The organism is Vibrio sp. DNB22_10_4 (assembly GCF_052879755.1).
Genome location: NZ_JBNNXW010000001.1, coordinates 398,412 through 417,599, shown reverse-complemented (window position 1 = coordinate 417,599; position 19,188 = coordinate 398,412). Strand labels below are relative to the sequence as shown.

The 19,188-nt window shown below is 46.6% G+C and carries 14 protein-coding genes; 5 read left to right on the top strand and 9 right to left on the bottom strand.

All coding sequences use genetic code 11. The annotated features are described in order from the left end of the window. The first annotated feature begins 207 nt into the window (after window positions 1–207). Window positions 208–609 carry a DUF413 domain-containing protein gene (locus ACVA6Q_RS01635; RefSeq protein WP_446647155.1) on the top strand — a complete coding sequence of 134 codons (402 nt, stop codon included), beginning with the start codon at window positions 208–210 and terminating at the stop codon, window positions 607–609. A 92-nt stretch (window positions 610–701) separates the two neighbouring features. Here the strand turns inward: ACVA6Q_RS01635 and ACVA6Q_RS01630 are convergent, their stop codons facing one another. After that, window positions 702–944, bottom strand: a complete 243-nt coding sequence (locus ACVA6Q_RS01630; RefSeq protein WP_446646266.1) for a YfgJ family double zinc ribbon protein — start codon at window positions 942–944, stop codon at window positions 702–704. Window positions 945–1,269: 325 nt separating this feature from the next. On the opposite strand from ACVA6Q_RS01630, the gene ACVA6Q_RS01625 reads away from it, so the two are divergent. Then, window positions 1,270–2,964 (top strand): phospho-sugar mutase, encoded by a 1,695-nt coding sequence (locus ACVA6Q_RS01625; protein WP_446646265.1) that lies wholly within the window; start codon window positions 1,270–1,272, stop codon window positions 2,962–2,964. A 111-nt stretch (window positions 2,965–3,075) separates the two neighbouring features. Here ACVA6Q_RS01625 and ACVA6Q_RS01620 read toward each other — a convergent pair whose 3' ends face one another. The 3 genes from ACVA6Q_RS01620 to ACVA6Q_RS01610 form a co-directional block, all read right to left on the bottom strand. Further along, window positions 3,076–4,548: a methyl-accepting chemotaxis protein gene (locus tag ACVA6Q_RS01620; RefSeq protein WP_446646264.1), complete on the bottom strand. Its 1,473-nt coding sequence runs from the start codon at window positions 4,546–4,548 to the stop codon at window positions 3,076–3,078. A gap of 13 nt (window positions 4,549–4,561) precedes the next feature. After that, on the bottom strand, window positions 4,562–5,413 hold the full coding sequence (locus ACVA6Q_RS01615; protein ID WP_446646263.1) for an ABC transporter substrate-binding protein: 852 nt from the start codon (window positions 5,411–5,413) through the stop codon (window positions 4,562–4,564). A gap of 401 nt (window positions 5,414–5,814) precedes the next feature. Continuing rightward, window positions 5,815–6,927, bottom strand: a complete 1,113-nt coding sequence (locus ACVA6Q_RS01610) for an AI-2E family transporter (RefSeq protein WP_446646262.1) — start codon at window positions 6,925–6,927, stop codon at window positions 5,815–5,817. A 435-nt stretch (window positions 6,928–7,362) separates the two neighbouring features. On the opposite strand from ACVA6Q_RS01610, the gene ACVA6Q_RS01605 reads away from it, so the two are divergent. After that, window positions 7,363–8,292, top strand: coding sequence for a sugar kinase (locus ACVA6Q_RS01605; RefSeq protein ID WP_446646261.1), 930 nt, complete (start codon window positions 7,363–7,365; stop codon window positions 8,290–8,292). Window positions 8,293–8,306: 14 nt separating this feature from the next. Next, entirely contained in the window at window positions 8,307–8,930 is a 624-nt protein-coding gene (locus tag ACVA6Q_RS01600) for a bifunctional 4-hydroxy-2-oxoglutarate aldolase/2-dehydro-3-deoxy-phosphogluconate aldolase (RefSeq protein WP_418642729.1), read from the top strand. Window positions 8,931–9,002: 72 nt separating this feature from the next. Here the strand turns inward: ACVA6Q_RS01600 and ACVA6Q_RS01595 are convergent, their stop codons facing one another. The 5 genes from ACVA6Q_RS01595 to ACVA6Q_RS01575 form a co-directional block, all read right to left on the bottom strand. Continuing rightward, entirely contained in the window at window positions 9,003–10,325 is a 1,323-nt protein-coding gene (locus ACVA6Q_RS01595; RefSeq protein WP_446646260.1) for a lysine N(6)-hydroxylase/L-ornithine N(5)-oxygenase family protein, read from the bottom strand. Between the two features lie 39 nt (window positions 10,326–10,364). Then, window positions 10,365–13,085, bottom strand: a complete 2,721-nt coding sequence (locus ACVA6Q_RS01590) for a GNAT family N-acetyltransferase (protein ID WP_446646259.1) — start codon at window positions 13,083–13,085, stop codon at window positions 10,365–10,367. A gap of 1 nt (window position 13,086) precedes the next feature. Then, complete coding sequence (locus ACVA6Q_RS01585; protein ID WP_446646258.1) at window positions 13,087–13,704, bottom strand: nitroreductase family protein; 618 nt, start codon at window positions 13,702–13,704, stop codon at window positions 13,087–13,089. A 114-nt stretch (window positions 13,705–13,818) separates the two neighbouring features. Next, window positions 13,819–16,011 (bottom strand): TonB-dependent receptor, encoded by a 2,193-nt coding sequence (locus ACVA6Q_RS01580; protein WP_446646257.1) that lies wholly within the window; start codon window positions 16,009–16,011, stop codon window positions 13,819–13,821. Beyond that, on the bottom strand, window positions 16,008–17,240 hold the full coding sequence (locus ACVA6Q_RS01575; protein WP_446646256.1) for an MFS transporter: 1,233 nt from the start codon (window positions 17,238–17,240) through the stop codon (window positions 16,008–16,010). The genes ACVA6Q_RS01580 and ACVA6Q_RS01575 overlap by 4 nt, the downstream gene beginning before the upstream one ends. Window positions 17,241–17,372: 132 nt before the next feature. On the opposite strand from ACVA6Q_RS01575, the gene ACVA6Q_RS01570 reads away from it, so the two are divergent. After that, the gene (locus ACVA6Q_RS01570; protein ID WP_446646255.1) at window positions 17,373–19,121 is read left to right on the top strand and encodes an IucA/IucC family protein; all 1,749 of its coding nucleotides are present in this window, start codon (window positions 17,373–17,375) and stop codon (window positions 19,119–19,121) included. Window positions 19,122–19,188: the final 67 nt, after the last annotated feature.

Below are 19,188 nucleotides of genomic sequence, written 5' to 3'. Positions count from 1 at the left end.
AGTGACTAGCCATTTTCGGAACTCAACACAAGGTAATTTTCGCAAGGAAAGCTTCATAGCATTGTCATCTAAGTTTCAAATTTTCGCGTGAAAGTAACGACTTACTAAATGCTTAAATTAATCGTCTGGCAAAATTTCAAAAAACGCCAAAGCTCTGTCTATACTGAGGCAGAGTTTGATGAGAAACGTCATTTTATGAGGGTGGCTATGTCTAATATAGATTTTCGTCTTGGAAAGAAACCGTTCTACGACAACAAGCGGTTTCAACGTGGGTTTGCAAAATCCGGAGACTTTACTTTAGCTGAAGAGGAGATATTGATCCGCTTCGGAGATACGATGAACTTACTTGAAGGCGGCGAGCTCGCGCCTGAGACCGAAGAGGAACGCCATTTTCTTCAAGTCGTTGCCGATGAGAAGCAAGCGGAAAGCAAGCTCGAAAAAACTTGGATCAAGTACATCCATCTCGCTCGAGACCGGAAGAAGTTCCATACCCTAAATGGGAAAAAGGCGGCTGCGAATGAAAGCGTCGAGGAAGAGTCCGATTATGATGACAGCAATGACGATATTGGTAATGACATCGTCGATGATGAGCCGCGCTCAGACGACTAAACCCAGTTTTGCGAACAACAGATCGTCTGAAGACTTTAGCCCAATTTGGATATTGGGCTATAGCTGTTACTCGTAAGCTAAAAGCTAAGTGTCTAAACTGGAGTTAACTTCCATTCAATAACCGAACGAGATTTGGGAATACGACAACAATTACAATAATAGCTTACATTGCCGCACGCTTTCATGGCATCCAGCTTTGTATCGCAATCAGGGCAGAATGGTGATTTATCAAACCTTACCTGGCACTGAGTACAAGTACGACCCTGTTCATTTTTCACTTCAATCTTGCATGTTGGGCAGGCCAACGTTAGTGCTTGAATCGCTGCGTGATCCATGTTCTACCTTTTACTTAGCGCTTCTCTCAACCTGTTCAAGAAGGCAAACAACTACAGATAGCTCAGTATAATTCCTCACCGACTTTGATGACAAAACCACCAAGCACTGACAATTGAAGTTTTAAATAGGTACGGCTGGCAAGTATTAAAAATCTTGACTCACAGCTTCCCCCTAGTGCATTGATTCAACTAATGTTGATTAGACTAATATTGATTTAATACAGTTTTATCGATTGCCACCCCAAAAATGAGAGTAAGAGTCATTTACAATTAAAAACATTGAAGATGCGACATCTGCCCATTCACTGCGGGTAAGGAGAACACCATGACCACAGCAATCACTCAATGGTTAGCACGAGATCCGGATTCAAAAACTCGTCAAGAGCTGCAACAGCTTATCGATAGCAACAGTCAACAAGAACTGACAGATAGATTCAGTGCCCGTCTAGCTTTTGGCACTGCTGGGCTCAGAGGCAAAGTCGGCGCCGGTCCCAACCGAATGAATCGACTCGTTATCCAAGAAACCGCCACAGGGCTTGGGCAATATCTGCTTGAGCAAGTAGACGATGCGGGCACGCGAGGCGTTATCGTCGGCTATGATGGTCGAATCGATTCGAAACAGTTTGCTCACGATACCGCCAGCGTACTGACCGCAATGGGTATTAAGGTCTATTTGACCAGCCAAGTAGCGGCAACGCCGATTGTCGCTTTTGGCGTGAAAAAATTTAACGCGGCGGCGGCGGTCGTCGTCACAGCGAGCCACAACCCACCCGAGTACAATGGCTTCAAAGTGTATTGGGAGAACGGTGCACAAATCATTCCGCCTCATGACGCTGGTATTGCTAGTAAAATTGACCAAGCCACGACCAAGCCCCTCACTCTAATATCTCTAGACCAAGCGAGTGAACAAGGTCAGTTGGAGTGGCTAGAAGAGGATTACTACCAATCTTATCGCAATGCCATCAATGTCAGCCCACTGTTGAAGAGTAACAACCACACTGACATCTCCATCGCCTACACCGCAATGCACGGTGTTGGCGCCGAGATGGCGGAAACCTTGCTCGCCGATGCCGGATTTAATCGCGTCGCTAGCGTTGCAGAACAGCGCGAGCCAGATGGTACCTTCCCCACGGTCAACTTCCCAAATCCGGAAGAAGCGGGCGCTATGGATATGGTGATGGCGCTCGGAAAAACGCACGACGCGGATATCGCCTGCGCGAATGATCCAGATGCAGATCGCTTCGCCGCTGCAGTAAAACGCGAGAATGGCGAGTATCAAATGTTAACTGGTGACCAGGTCGGTGCGCTGTTTGCCGACAACCTTCTACAGAGTCAGCCCAATGCGTTGGTCGGCAATACGATTGTGTCTTCCAGATTATTGAATGCAATAGCTAAAGCGCATGGCGCCCAATACTATCAAACACTCACTGGCTTTAAATGGCTCACCAACATCGCCATGGAGCAGCAAAACGAAGCACATCCGTTCCTATTCGCCTATGAGGAAGCACTAGGCTACACCATTGGAAATCAAGTGTGGGATAAAGATGGGCTGTCCGCACTGGTTACGTTTGCACAATTGACGGGCGAACTAAAAGCACAGGGTAAAACCATCTGGGACAAGCTCGAAGACTTGTATCGACAACATGGCTTCTACTGCAATGCGCAGCGCAGTATTGCGCTCGCCCCTAACTCACCACCGATCGGTGACAAGTTACGCCAACAACCACCAACCCAGATTGCAGGGCAAAACGTCACCGTGATTGAAGATCTTAAGTCTTCAACACGATTCTTAGCCAATGGTTCGACAGAGACTATAAATCTACCATCCAGTGATGTGCTCATCTATATCCTAGAAGATCAGTCACGAGTTATCGTGCGCCCTTCAGGCACCGAGCCTAAGTTGAAGTGTTACTACGAAATGATCAGTGACTTTCCGGATACGATGAGTTACGAGGAAGCGAGTAAGGCTGCAGAAGAAAAAATGAATGCGCTCATTGCTGCACACCAGCAGAGTCTATAGAGACGAAAAGGGGGGAGTGAACGATCACTCCCCCTCGACTTCTAGTTAGAATCGGATATTCATGAATGTGTTTAGCTTAGCACTGGCACTTCAAACACGAGACTCTTACATTTAGTACCTAAAACGACGGATCTGACTATCCAACTCAGTCGTGTTTAACGTAATGGCTTCAGCCAATGTTTGCAGTTCATTGTTAACATTTCGCATATCTGCCGCGCTGGTATCAAGCTCGCGCATGTCCCCCGCGACGGTATTGCTCACATTGGACTGCTCTTCACAAGCACTTGCGACAGAATCAACCATAGCATTGATGCTGGTCACCGCTTCAATCATCTTAGAAAGTGCAAGCTGTGCTTCATCAGAGCTCACTTTGGTGAGTTCCACCAGCTGCTTCGATTCCTGAGTAGCATTGAACGATTCCGTTGCCTCTTGCTGCAGACTTTCAATAATGGATTCGATTTCACTGGTTGAATCGTGGGTCTTGCTTGCAAGCGCTCGAACCTCATCAGCAACAACAGCAAATCCGCGGCCACTCTCACCTGCACGCGCTGCTTCAATAGCTGCATTCAAGGCTAGAAGATTGGTTTGCTCAGCAATCGCTTTAATCACTTCAACGACACGGCCGATGTCGTCACTACGGTTCTTAAGCGCGTTGGCGCGCTCGGCGGCAGTCTCAAGGTTAGCGGACAGGTCTTCTACATTTGAGACATTTTGCGTAATCGCTTGTTCGCTTGAAGCCCCTAGAGAAAGAGCATCATTGGATTTGAACAGAGTATTCTCTGTATTGGCTGCAATTTCACTCGTCGCCAAATTAAACTGCTCAATCTTGCTCAAGCTTTCATGAGTCAGAGCCAACTGATTTTCAGTTTGTTGACTTACTGAAGCGCGCACGGAAGTTATAGCAGAACCATTCTGCTTTAAGCTTTCTGTCGTTCGAGCTGTATCAATAACGATCTCCTGCACTGTTTCAACAAAGCGATTGAAGGCTTTTGCTAGTTCGCTCACTTCATCGTTTGAGGTCGCTTGTACTCTCGACGTTAGATCGCCACCACCAGCTGCAATATCGTTCATGCTGCTCGCCATCCCTTTTATTGGGGTCACAACCAAGCGATCCATAATGTACCCAAGAGACACGATAACCACTAAATACAAGGTACCGAACATTAGCATCGAGCGGAGCATCAAATTTTCTAACTCATTGCGCGCTTGCTCACTATTAAAACCAAGTGAAACCGAGCCAATTGGCAAACCATCCCACTCAATATCAATGCGAGATTCAAACTCAGCCGCCTGCTCGCGAATCTGGCTCATTTCTTTACCGTTTTGATCGCGAACCACGATGCTCGAAATGGTGTCATTCTTGATGTATGCCTCAAGAATGCTGCCAATCAGAGCTTTGTCATACACATACACTGGCTCTTGCAAGATAACTTGCAGCTCTTGCTTGATCTCTGCGGTCACTTTAGCGAGATCCGCTTCCACATTTTGCTTAGTCAATACATATTGGGTCGACAAGGCTATCGCTGTCACCAGCGTCATGACGAGTGTCACCACAAGAATAATTTTTTTGGTCAGTCTGTTCATGTTACACCTGTGGTTACTTAGCTAGAGGGTCAAAGAAAAAGTGATCAGGGATGGCTTTCGTGGCAGCGGTGACGTTAGGGTTTTCCAACTCAAAGACCACACGCTTACTCAAGTTCGCTTGTTGCAATGCGGCTTTGATCTCATTGTCCGCAAAGAACATCGTCTCGTAGAGTCCTTCGTTGTGGATTTCGAGCATGATGTCATACAGATGCTGTTTTAATGCATCGTTGCCTTTGCGCACAAACAGAAGGTAAGGCATCTTGTAGCGAAGCATCACGTTTCCATCTACTTCCAATGGAAGATGAGGGTGAGATTTCACTTCAGCCCAAGGCTCCATTACACCACGCATAAAAGCATCGCAGCGATTGCCAGCGGCCAACATATCGAAGATATTTGGGTACTTAAGCGACTTCGCGATGGATAGTCCATTCGCTTCCAGTATCTGTGTATCCGCCCACGTTTTGCCTGAGCAAAGTGATAAGCGCTTTAGATCGGCAACAGAGTCAACCGTTGCTAACTTATTGGTTCGCTCTGTGCTCACTAATCCGATACGCATGCCCAACATGCCGCGATAAATGGGAAATGGAATGGCGTCAAAGCGCGTTTCAAGATCCTGGTTTGTCGCAGTCCACACCACATCTAACGTGCCGCTTTCTAAATCAGCAAGTAATCGAGTTCCTGCGGGTTCGCCGGATTTGGCGTAGATAAAATCGATGGAAGAGTACTGCTCGGAACGAGAAATGATCTCTTTCAATAAGGTTAAGTGGAGTTTATCGTCGTCAGGCTTACCAGCAAGCCTAAGCGGCTGGGCAACAGACGACAGCGACAATACCCCACACAAAGTAGCTAAAAGCAACTTCTTCATGGTGCACCTAACATTCTGATACTAATAACAACCACCGCCATTTATGAACAACAGCGGTACAACGGGTTTGTAGGGGGAGGGATTCGTCGCATTTACGATCTACGCCGCAGTATGCCACTGGTTTTTTATTGTGACAAAATGTAACGATAGAACGATATACAGTCAATCATTCGCTGAGGCAGCAAAGAGAGATCAATCGGACTTTATGACTGCCATCATAGACTGTAGACCAGTTATTATTTCACTCATTAGACATAGGCCAAAACAATAAACCAAACAAGGCTAAGTATTAGTCACAATAATCGCCCTGCCATATCTGGCTAAATTTCATCCAACCAACATAAATATGCGAGGCACCTCTAGTATTGAGCATGAGGCGCCCAGGCGAACAATGGTTAATGTTAAGGCGAATCTGGTTTGTTCTCAGGTGACGCATCGTCATTTTCACCGTCTACCCACTTCATAAATACTTGATATCCCGCAGTCAAAAATGCGGCACCTATAAACATGCCGAGAATACCTCCAGACATCATGCCGCCAATCGCACCAATAAGTACCACGGGCATAGGGACACTTAAACCTCGCCCAAGCACCATAGGTTTGAGTATGTTATCAACCAAGCTAGCGGCGATAATTAAAACAGAAAAGATAGTGTTATGTACGGTTGAACCATCGCTACTCGACCACAACATCGCTACCGCAACAATGGCAATGATGGTGACAGGCAGTTGTGTAATCGCAAAGACTAAAGCAATCACCGTTAAAAATGCCGCAGCGGGGACGCCAGCAAGTGCGATGACTGCACCAAAAATGGTTGCCGTTAGAAATGCGATACCAATAACGCCCACCGCCACTTGGCGAATGGTTGCCGTGGTCAAATGATGCAGCTCTGGCCCTTTGTGCTCATCGGAAAAGCTATTGAAAATCCGGCGCATCGCTTTGGTGCCGTCTTCTGCCCAGGCAAGCATAATACCTGCAATGATCACCGCACCAATCAACAAAAAGACACTCCCCGCAGCACCGCTGGCTTTATCAACAAACCAGGCTGACGCATTCTTCAGCTGTGGCTGATATTTATCGATAAAGTTCGGTAAGTCTCTCGCCGCTTCACTCCACGCAGAATAAGTATCTTCACCAATCAGCGGCCATTCTTTCACCTTTTGAGGAGGCGCTGGAATGTGAAGCTCACCTTGCTCATAATTTTGGTAGGTCTGTAGCGTTTTTACCGCGAGTGAGTTACCCACCAAAGCGACAGGCGTACCGAGTACCAACACACCGATCAAAGCGATGGCGGTCGAACTTCGTTTAGTCGTCCAACCAAACTTGGCTTTTAAAAAGTTTCGTACTGGAAACAAAGCTATCGCCAGAACCAACGCCCAGAGCAAAATAGGTAAGAAAGGAGCGAATGCCCACCAGCACATCAATACAATGAAGGCTATGGTAGAAAAACGTATTAGAGAGGCAGTAAAGGCCTGGGATAGGGCTTGCTTAAGATTGTCCTTGTCGTTGTTCACGTCACACTCCATGTACTAAGGAAAAATATCAGACTGGCCGCTCTAATCAAGCGACTTACTTTGAACTATAGTCCATCGGAAATGGCCAACAACAATACGCTAACTATGCAACAACATCTTTCGTTAACGCCCCAAAAAAAGAAACTCGACCCAAATCACATTTAACCGAAGAAAGTAGAAATATTACTAACCGTACGTTACTTAGAACTGGTAAATTTACTCATATTAAAACGACGTTTCAAATAAATTCATACCACCTATTCATTTTGCATAGCCGGTACTAAAGAAAAGCGCAGAACAAATGTTGACTGCTTCAATTCCGTACCTAAATCACTTGCATTAAATACAGTTAACCATCTGTAAAATATGAATTTAAACTTCTAAAACTTAGTAAAAACGGGTTAAACCGGTCACTCTCAAGCTGGATATTTGACTATGAGCCAATACAAAATAGCGATCATCGGCGAATGCATGGTGGAGCTACAACGCAAAGAAGATCTACTGAAGCAAAGTTTCGGTGGTGATACATTAAACACAGCGCTGTATCTTTCTCGTTTGACGAAAAATTACAACATTTCAGTAAGCTACATTACCGCACTAGGCAACGACCCTTTCTCATCTGAAATGCTAAAAGCGTGGTCGGAAGAAGGCATCGACACCGACCAAGTGTTGCACCTAAACGACAAAATGCCCGGCCTGTACCACATCGAGACAGATGAAACCGGTGAGCGCACCTTCTTTTACTGGCGCAGCGACGCAGCAGCTAAGTTCGTGTTTGATCAACCAGAAAGCCAATCACTCGTCGATTCTTTGATGGATTATGATGCAGTTTACCTAAGCGGTATTACCTTGGCTATTTTGACCGACTCTGGACGTGACACTCTGTTTAGCTTCCTAGAAAAATTCAAAGCCAAAGGCGGCAGCGTCTTTTTTGACAACAACTATCGTCCAAAGCTATGGGCAAGCCGCGATACCGCTCAGCGCACGTACCTTGCGATGCTTGGTTTCACTGACACCGCACTGCTTACCTTCGAAGATGACCAAGACTTGTTTGGCGACACATGCCTAGAAGAGTGCATCGAGCGCACACAACATGCAGGTGTCAGCGAAATTGCCATTAAGCGCGGCGCAAAAGAGTGCCTAGTGCTTAGCGAAGGTCGCGCAGAGTATGTCGCACCTAAGCCCGTAAATTCTGTGATTGATACCACAGCCGCTGGTGACTCATTCAGCGCCGGTTATCTTGCCAAGCGCCTAACCGGTGGCGACGCCTTTAACTCAGCCGCAATGGGACACAAAGTTGCGGGCACAGTAATTCAGTACCGCGGTGCTATTATTCCTAACACAGCAACGCCAACTCTTGATTAGTAGGACAAAGACAAATGACAACCCTAAACGAACAGCTAGCAAGCCTAAAAGTAATTCCTGTAATTGCCATCAACAAAGTGGAAGATGCTATTCCTCTAGGTAAAGCACTCGTAGACAACGGCATGCCATGTGCAGAAATTACCTTCCGTACCGAATGTGCAGCCGACGCGATTGCTGCGATGCGTCAAGCGTACCCAGAGATGCTAATTGGCGCTGGTACCGTTCTTACTAACGAGCAAGTCGATCAAGCGATTGAAGCAGGCGTCGATTTTATTGTAAGTCCAGGCTTCAACCCACGCACAGTTCAATACTGCATCGACAAAAACGTACCAATCGTACCGGGTGTTAATAACCCAAGCCTAGTTGAGCAAGCAATGGAAATGGGTCTGCGTACATTAAAGTTCTTCCCAGCAGAGCCATCTGGCGGTGTAGGTATGCTAAAAGCGCTTACAGCCGTTTACCCAGTGAAATTTATGCCAACAGGTGGTGTAAGTCTGAACAATGTAGATGACTACCTATCCATCAAGTCTGTATTGGCATGTGGTGGTACTTGGATGGTTCCAACAAATCTTATCGACGAAGGTCGTTGGGAAGAGCTTGGTCAGTTGGTTAAAGACGCGGTTGCTCACGTTAACTAATCCAACATTTGAATAAATTAAATCAGCCCCACGAAGGTTCGCTCGTGGGGCTGATTGCTTTCTGCTGGGCGGCTAACTCGATAAATCCATCTCAGCGACCTCAGCCCTGTCCTCTTGAACTGAGTTTAAGCCCCACTCCATCACGTTGCTACTATCGCCATGATGATACAGCTCATCGCCATTAGCATGATTGAGTATTTTCGCTGCTCGCCACGCCGCTAGGCTCAATTGTGGTTCAATGATTCCATGGTTGTGAGTACCTGAATTCACCACAAACAACTTGTTATCACAAGGCTGTTTCCAAAGGGCTGCGTACTCAGAGTTAAGTAGCGGTCTAGAAAGCTCATCCAATTGCAACTTATCGGCCATGCCTAGAAGGCAGGGTGCCAACACACGCTTAAAGCCTGTACATAGAATCACAACGTCAGCTTCAAGCACTTTCTCGTGCTCCGTGACTCCATGACGAAGTCGTAACTGATGTTGTTTACCTGACAAGTTTAGCCCTACAAGCTCCTGATGCGGCTGAACTGTCCACCACTTCGGGTTTCTCAACACATACTTGTCGTGATACAAACTTTGATAAATTGACGTCAAACAGTCATCTGTGATCCCATCACTGGTGAGCTTTTGGCGAGACACCTCACGCGCTTGTCGCTCCTTATCGAGATGGTAAAACTGATTGACATAATCCGGCATAAAGAACTGATCGCTAAAACAGCTTTCATCCAGCCCCTCAAGATTTGCTCTGCGCGACACCCAATCAAGCTGTCTCGGCTTACCAAAGTCACCAGCAAACACATGCTGGAAGATATCCGCTCCTGTTTGCCCACCTCCGATGATTGCAATGCGTTTACCTGTTAAATCTGGCTTACGCACCATCATTTCGTGAGCATGGAAACAGTGTTCGCTAAGCTTACCTTCCACGCATTCTGGCACCACTGGCTGCGTTCCCGTACCAACCACCAAATGACGGCTGGTCACCGACTCGCCATTTGCAGTAATCACGAAGTGATCATCGGCAAAGCGCACCTCACTAATGTCGGTGGCGAATTGGGTGTTCGGGAGTTGCTTGGCTGTCCATGCCATGTAATCGGAAAACTCTAGCCTTGATATCATAAAATCACCACGTGCGGTGAAGGGATAGAATTTTTGGTTCTTCACCAAGTAGTTCATAAACGTGTAAGGACTTGTAGGGTCTACGGCCGTAACCAAGTCCTTTAAGAATGAGGTTTGCATCTTGGCGTGATTCAGCAATAGTCCAGGATGCCAAGCAAATTCAGGTTTACGTTCATAAAATTGGCTTTTTAACTCTGCCTTGGGTGCAGCTAACGCCGCGATACTCAAATTGAAAGGACCAATGCCCACTCCAACCAAATCAAAATCAACTGTTTTCATTGTATTTTTTCCTAGCCTGATAGGTACTTTCTTGTCTGCTTAAATAGCGTAAGCATCAAAGAAGCGCTGTCGTCGACATTGCAGCATCGCTGCTCTTTTGTGTGGAAAATCAAAATCGAAAAGATGTTCAAACCCAATTCGCTCTGTCAGTGCCAACACTTTGTTATTATCTGCACGAGGTTCACCCATCACATTTTGAGTGTTGAGATCCGCCAAAAAGCAATAGTGCACGATACTTCGCGACCAAGCAGAGAAGTAACGCCAGCCTCGAAAACGAGCATTCGCTGAAAGCATATGAGCACCGCGGTCAAACTCATCAACATCATAGAATGGTCCAAGTCGATCTTCCGCCGTCCAATAAATCTCAAAGTAACCAAACGGGATACCGTCAAACTCACCAATAACTGGGAATTGATGTGGGTCGCTTTCCATCTTGCTCAGATACTGCTGATGGGAGGCTTTGGAACCGTTGAGTTCCCAAACTGGCGCGATCGCTGGATCGTTGTGCCAGCGATGGAAACCATTAAGATCCCTTGGCAACTGCGCTTTTCTAAAAGACACCACTCGCTTCTCTCGGTAGAGGTAACGTTGATAGAACACATCTTCAGGTTTTGCCGGGCGCGTTGGATACTGAATTCCATGCTCAGTTCGCTGCTCTAATTGAACATCCGGATTACTGTCTGGGCGATGCCAAATCGGGGCATGCTGCAGAAATGCTGAACGACTAAGCAGGCATTTCTCTTCCAAAACATGACTCATAAATGAGGGGGCATCTGGGCACTGAACCTGCGCCACATCGAAATGATAAAAAACATGCTCGATGGCAGACCACCACACCAAGCTTTCTTTCGCAGCTATCGTTACCGTCACCAAATCGTCACAAAGGTCAGCACTGACGCGGCCGCGCTCAATCGAGTTAGAAACCAACGACCACTCATTATGCTTAGTTGAATAAACGCTAATGCATGTATCATCTGGCAGTGGTTTAGTACACAGGGGCAGGTTTCGCCCGACTAAAGGATTAGCAATGTCACGATAAATTTCAGCCGGATCGGATAGTGTCGCTTCATTATTTTCTTCCAAGAAGCACAAGAAATTCCGTTTCCAGCGTAGAGTCGGAGAGTTCAACAAATAGTCATAGAAAGAAGAATCCAGAGGATGAGCTGCCGCCAGTCGGGCTAAGTGCTCTCGGCACACCTCATACAACTTTTCTTCTGTTGCTAAACCGCCTGCCGCAATCGCAGACACCGTATTCATCAAAGAATTACCGATAAGATAATAAGCAAGGTACGGGTTCACCTGCTCACTCGGCATAAAGTATTCAGGATCAACATGTTCAAACACCGACGCAAAGCGCTGTAATGCGAGCTCAGTGATACCACTTCCCTGACAATCGCGGTACATCATGCCAAGCGGCAGACCATCCTCGATTCTTAGTACAATATTCTGCTGGTGAGCGAGAAGGATCAAACCATAGTCGCTGCGAGCGATGCACAGAGGCGCCATCACATGCTGCATAAACTGCCCAACCCATGAACAGGCCGCTTCTTCTACGTTAATTGTTTGCGCTGCCGCTACCTGCTTAACCCAGCTAACGACTTGAGCCTCACTTTGTCCAACACAGATCTGGTTTGCAGTCGCAAGAAGATGATGACCCTCTGTTTTGTCATGAACGCCCACTTCATGTTCACCCACTTCATGCTCAGAACGCGATGTGAAAAACGGATTATCACGAAAACTCACTAGTGGTAGATCAAGTTCCTGACCTTGCTTGGAGCAAATAGTTATCCATGCGGGCTCTTCAATAAACGTGGTAGTTGGCAGCCTTTGGACAAGTTCTTGACCTGCATCATGACAAAGTAGCTGACTAAACAGCGTGCCACGTTTTGCCTCTCTGGGCGTTAAAAGCCGCAGTGAGTTGGTCAATTTGATCGGTAGTGAAACCTTCAGCATCCATGGCATATCTGGGTGATAGATAGCGCGACTCGACGATGTCGCCTGCCAACCACCGCTTTGCAACTGCAAATCAGCAACATCATCTGCAAGCTCTTGTGCCTCTTGAGACAATCGCCAAGCCTTTGCCTGTAAAGGGTGCATAGGGTAAGGCAGATAATCATCTGCAACAGTAGCTCGCCTTTCTTCTGGTACTGATAATTCAAACAAGGTTCGCAAATGATGTTCAAAAGTCTCGACCTGCGCCTCGCCTACAAGCTGATGCTTCGCCACCGCAAACCACTCGATAGCAAACTCAGCTTCGAATTCAGGTAAGAAGTCTGCCTGTTCGCCGTGAGACAGTGGCGCGCAACTTTTCGGGCTTGGATGCATGCTGTGCCCACCTACAAGCGCTTGCTCGGATTCAATAAATCGGGCTGGCGCAGCCCCTGAGCCATGTCTTGCCTTGTACGTTGACGCTCGTTGAATATAGTCATTGGAATCGCCGATACGTTGAAATAGGCGATCACGCTTTGGTGAATTCTCTATCTCGAAAGATCCAAGTACAAGATCGACTGCATCAGGAAAGGCTACCTCAGAGACTGATCCATCATTAACGTGGTAGATTTCGTTCGTATATCGATGACGACTATTGGTAGAGACGTAACTTAAGGGGAGCCACAGTGCGCCGTTCGATAGTGAAAAGCACGCGCATTTTCGCGGTTTACCCGCAATGTCGGTCTCGATGACCTCTGCTTTAATAAACAGGCCATCCATATCAACAAAAAGACTATTAAAAAACGATTGAAAACTGAGTGAATGTGCCATTTTATTTCTCCGTCATCCATGCACTTAACTTATTGGGTGCTTGCCACACTTGAGTGTATTGGCTTGCGTTTGCTCTTGGCTTCTGTCGCACTTCGATAGGCGTACCAAAGACCATAAATCCGACCGGATAATGCTCACTGCCAAGACCGAGAATTTCACGCACGCCCGGCAGTTCAACAGCATCCGTGGAGTACCACACACCACCAAATCCCAAACGGTCTGCTGCCAGCAGCGTCATTTGACACGCCGCCGCCGCAGACAGAACCTGATCTTGTTGACTCACTTCCTTGTGCGGTTGAACACGCGCCGAGATCAATACTAGGCTGGGCGCGTTGCTAAGGTAGTCTGCCAATCGATTCGCTTGCACGGGTGTCACTTTAGTGTCATGGCTCAACCAAGCATCTCGCAAGTGACCCACTAGATTGGTGATGGAGTCACCTTCAACGACCAAAAAATGCCATGGACGTAACCGCCCATGATCCGGAGTACTCATAGCCGCTTGCAATATGGCCTGCATTTGCGCTTTATCGGGCGCGGGTTTGCGCATCTCATGAACATGATAAGAAACGCGCTGATAGAGGGGGTTAAGTTCGTGCATAATGATTTTTTCTATAGCCATGTGTACTGACCAATGCGGCCACCTCCCCTTTCGGGAAGGTGCCACTTGCGTCGCTCAGTAGAGTTTTACCCTGAATGTCTAGGGAGAGATTGAAAAACTGTAGCGACATGACGGTTAAAACTCCGCACTATAGCTAAGTGCAAAAGTGCGGCCTTGACCGTTGTAACGGAACAGTTCTGGGGCAGAGATCGTTCCGTAAAGAACCTGAGCACGCTGGCTCCAAATCGTTTCGTAAACCGTGTTAAATAAGTTCTCAATACCGAAATTAACTTGACCAACCGGCAGTGCGTAGTAACCCGTTAAGCCTGCTAAATGGTATCCATCTAGCTTGTTGTTATCCGCATCCTCGTAATCAGCCAAAGATTGCAAGTACAGCTCAGCACCATAGTTTAGATTGTCGTAGCCTACTCTGGTCACCGCACTTGACGGACTAGCAAACTGCACTGACATGTCTTGCCACGAACCTTGGTTTTTCTCTTCACTGCGGATCCATTGCCCTTGAATACCGGCATAGATGTTTTGCGTGAAGTAGTAATCAAACTGGCCTTCGATACCATAAATACGGCTCTCTTCATTGCCGACATCTAAGGTCAGATCGCTGGTATTGATCTTCTGAGTCTTATCCGACAATGAGTAATAACCCGCCACTTGAGTCTGATAGCTCTCCCCTGCGGCACGCCAACCCAGTTCAATCGAATTGGTCTTTACACCCGGTAGCGGCGTGTTGTTAATATTGACACTCTTAACTAAGGTCGCTCGCCCTGGATTTGAGCTATAATCGTATGTCCCTTTGCCGTAAACTTTTGCTGGATCTGGCACATTGAAACCTTGGCTAAAGTTCGCCCATAGCTGCTGACGATCTGACAAATCATAGACGCCTCCAGCGTTAAACAGCCAAACATCTGTCGACGAGCTACCACCAGGTATTGCATCCGCACCAGAAATTAGCCCTTGAGCGACATACTCTTGTTGAGACAAACCAACGAAATCGCTAACGTCATAACGCGTTTGTTGATAACGAACTCCACCGGTTAACAACCAATCCGGCGCTACACGCCAATTAGCTTGAGCAAACAATGCGGCATTTTGAGTATCGATATCCGGATAGCGCTGATGCTCACGCAGTTTTTCAAACGTCATCGCACCTGTCGCCATTGCAGTCGCGAGGTCAAACACACGCTGCTTTGCACTAAATGTCTCAGATGCGTATTCGCCACCGTAGTTTAGTGACACGTTTTGCCACTCTTTTTGTAGCATCAACTTGCCACCAAAAATGCTGGTGTCTTGCTGAGATGAGCCATACATAGGCGTTTGAGTGTCCGGGAATGGAAAAAAACCTAGCTCTTCGCTGCGGTAGTAGAGTTGAGCTAGCAGTGCATGAGACAACACATCATCATGCTTGTACTGTGCATTAACGAAGGTACGTTTTGTTGACGGCTGTTCATCAAGCTTCAAACCTTTTCGAATTTCAATGAACTCAGGAAAGCCCATAATGCCTGCCAAATTAGGGCCTAAATACGCGCCATACTCAGTATCTTGCTGACTGTCGTAGTATTGCGCTGTCAGGGATAGTGACTGTTGCTCATCAAAGTTAAACTCTAGATTACCCATCACATCAACGGCATCGTTGAACTGCATATCTGTTTGCGTAATGTCGGGCATAATCATGTTGCCATCACCATCAAACGCAGCCCCTTTCCCCTCATAAGCAACCGAAAGGCGACCAGCCACCATGTCATTACCACCGGAAATAGCCACGGCTGCCTGCTTGGTAAGATCTTCACTGCTGTTGAAGCCAGACACACCGCCAATACGAGCCTCAACGCCTAACTCTCCAGACTCGCCTTTTTTGGTAATGATATTGATGATACCGCCCGATGCACCCGCGCCAAATAATGCGGTAGCACCCGATAACACCTCAACACGCTCAATGTTAAATGGGTTAATACTGTCAAATTGGCGGCTGATCTCACGCGTCGAGTTCAGCGACACGCCATCAATCATCACCAGCGCTGAGCGCCCACGTAGATTCTGTGAGTAGTTAGTACGACTTCCGCTGCCAAAGTCAAAGCCTGGAATCAGTCTTCCAAGGGCACCTTTTAAGTCAGCGCCCGCATTGATCTGCTTTTCGAGTTCTTTTTGATCGATTACCCACATGGTTGTTGCAGAATCCGCGATCGTGCTTTGGATCTTTGAGCCCGTTACAATCACCGTTTCTAGGTCTGATTTTGGTGAAGCGTAAGCGGCACTGTGAACCAAGATGGCCAGTGTGGTGAGGGGAAGACCCTTTCTCACTAAAGTGTTCATGTTGTTCCTTTACTTTCTGATATAGAGGTGGTTAAAAGCGAGCGAGATGTCGATACTACGACCCACATCAGACTCAAAATAACGAGCGCGAACAGGCTAGATGCATAGAGGGCATTGATGCCAAAACTCAGGCACAGTGCAGCACTTACGGTGCCAACTAGGTGCCCTAATGAATGACTTTGAGCCAACAATCCACTGGTCTCCGATACCTTACGCCTAGGCTCTCCACGTCGAAACGCGACTTGGCTGTACCATGGTGTTAATCCCGATACGGATATCGCTATAGCTAAACCTGCAAGAATAAATGTCATTACATTCGGCGCTGGAATGAGCGCAAGAAAACCGAAAGTCACTAATCCTGACGCTATGATGAAAAGACGAGCCTTTAGCCATGCTGACAGACGAGGCATGACCCAAACCTGTAGTACGAACAGCAATATCGACAACCCCAACATCAATAGAGCAAGCACCTCACTCGCCTCTTCAGCATCCCCTATCAGGGATGTCATTTCGGGTGCTAATGCAAGTTGAAAGCTCGCTACTAATGCGGTAGTGGACAGCGCTATAGTGAGTGGCCAAAGTAAAAACAACGGCAGTGCTCGTTTCTTTGGCGCAGTAGTCCGCTCTGGTTCCTGACCAGAAACAGGGATGGTTGGGCGCTGAAACAAACTCCACAAAATCGGTAAAAAAGGGATCGCTAACACCCAGAGCCAATCAACTGGCAATAGAGCGAGACCCGGTCCTGCAAGTCGTCCGAGTGTTAAAGCCCCGCTTATTTTTGAGAGCTTCTTGTACTGTTGCTGCTCACGTGATGTCTGTGCGTAAACGCTTCCCTGAGCAATCGGCAAAAATGCGCTTGAAAAGAAACCCATAAATAAGCGAGACATGCCAATTAATGCCAGAAGCTCAATACTGAACTGGGCACTATTGGTAGCGACGATAAGCAATGCCACAAATAGTGCATTTGATAGAAAATAACCCGAGATGGTTATTTTTGCGCTAGACAAATAACCAAATCGAATAATTTTACTTGGCCAAAATGCTGAGCCAAAAAAGAAGCTCAACATATTTAAGTTCAGACAGATTATTACCAACGGCCAAGAAATATCAGAGCCTTCAATACTGAATACTGCCACCAATACTGGCAACAGACTGAATAACAATGTTTGATTTAGCCCGACCGAAAGTAAGGCACCACGCATCCACATAGCAACAATTACACAACACATTTAATGAAAATGATAACAATTATCGTTATGATTGTTGATCTCAAGTGTATTTGTCAATAGATTATTTACATATTCGAAACGAATTCATATCTACATATTTATCAATTAGATAATGACAAAAAGGGACAAATTGTGACAAAGCAGTACTGGTATCAAGCAAATCAAAAGCTAATCGCAAAAGCAGTTAGTGAACTTGATTTTGAAGAAATGTTTGAGTTTGACCATAAGACCACCATAGGAAAAGGCATTGAGCGAATAGCGCTTGTTTTAAATAACGTCAGGTGGAAGTTTGATGCGCAGAAGAATATCTGGGGCACGTACAACCCTATTTTAGGGTCAATAATCAACGACAATACAAATAACCCAACAATCAGTAGGTTTTTAGTTGACCTGCAATCAACAATTAAAATTAACGATATTGACCTTTCGGGTCTCATTGAAGAAATGAATCAAACTTTATTCAGTGAAGTGGAACGAGTCAAAATACTCGAACATGTCACCGCTTCTGATATCGTAAATTGCAATGAAACTCAGAGACAACGTTATCTCGATGCTCACCCAAAATTGATCGCTAACAAAGGTCGATTAGGCTGGGGAGAAGATGAGCTACAACGCTACTCACCGGAAACCAGTGTTGGCTTTCAGCTACGCTATTTGGCGGTACACCGTTCATTGTGTCACAGTGGATTTCGTGAAGATTTAGGCTCTGACGATTTGATTAAAGCGACCATGTCGCCCAGTGATTATGCCGATATGCGAGCGCAGCTACCAAAGGGAAATGAAGCGGACTACCTGATGATTGCCATTCACCCCTGGCAGTATCAACGCTTTATACGTATTCAGTTCCAAGACTACTTTGAAGATGGGCAGTTTATCGATCTAGGCTTCTCACAGGCACTATGGCAGCCTCAGCAGTCCATACGTACGCTGAGCGCCTTGTCCTCGACGACCCAATTTGATATCAAAACGGCAGTCACCATTCTCAATACCTCCTGTTATCGTGGCATCCCAGGCAAATACATTCAGCAAGGTGCAGCCATATCAAAGTGGCTGGCTAACGTCACCAAGAGCGATCCACTTCTTCATTCACTCGGCCTTAAAGTGCAGCAAGAACTTGGGGGCATTTTCGTTTCTCACCCTTATCAATCAAAAATTGAAGGGGCATATCGATACAATGAAATGCTTGGCTGTATTTGGCGAGAGCGAGCAGAATCTGTCATCAGCTCAACGCAAAGACCCATGGCGATGGCAACCTTGATGCAAGATGATGGTAAAGGAAACGCATGTGTCTTAGCATTGATCGACGCCTCTGGCCTCTCGCATGAACAGTGGTTAAGTAAACTGTTTCGCCATGTCGTCATACCGCTCTACCATTTAATGTGTCAATATGGCGTTGGGCTTGTCGCCCACGGGCAAAATGTGACACTCACTCTTGAAGATAATCAGCCGGTAGGCTGTATCATCAAAGACTTTCATGGTGACTTAAGGTTGGTAGATGAAGACTTTCCTGAACTCAACTCACTTGATGATGCCATCAAACAGAACCTGTCACGCCTACCAGCTAAATACCTCGTTCATGACCTTCTTACCGGACATTTTGTCACAGTACTGAGGTTTATTTCTCCATGGTTCGAGCAAGAAGGGATCAGTGAGACTAAGTTCTACGGTTTACTCGCCAAAGAAATTCAACGCTACCAAGCAGATCACCCTGATCTAAATTCTCGCTTTGCGGCCTTCAATCTACTTAGTGAACGCATCGACAAGGTTTGCCTAAACCGCGTGAAGTTTAAAATTGGATATGGGGAAAGCAATCAAAGGCCACTTCCAGAGCTTGGTGAGCCAATAAGGAACCCTTTGGTGGTGGGCTTGAAACATAACTAAGCTAAAATTGATATACTCGATTGCAGTGACTGAAAGTCACTGCAACTGAAAATACTGCGTTAAATTC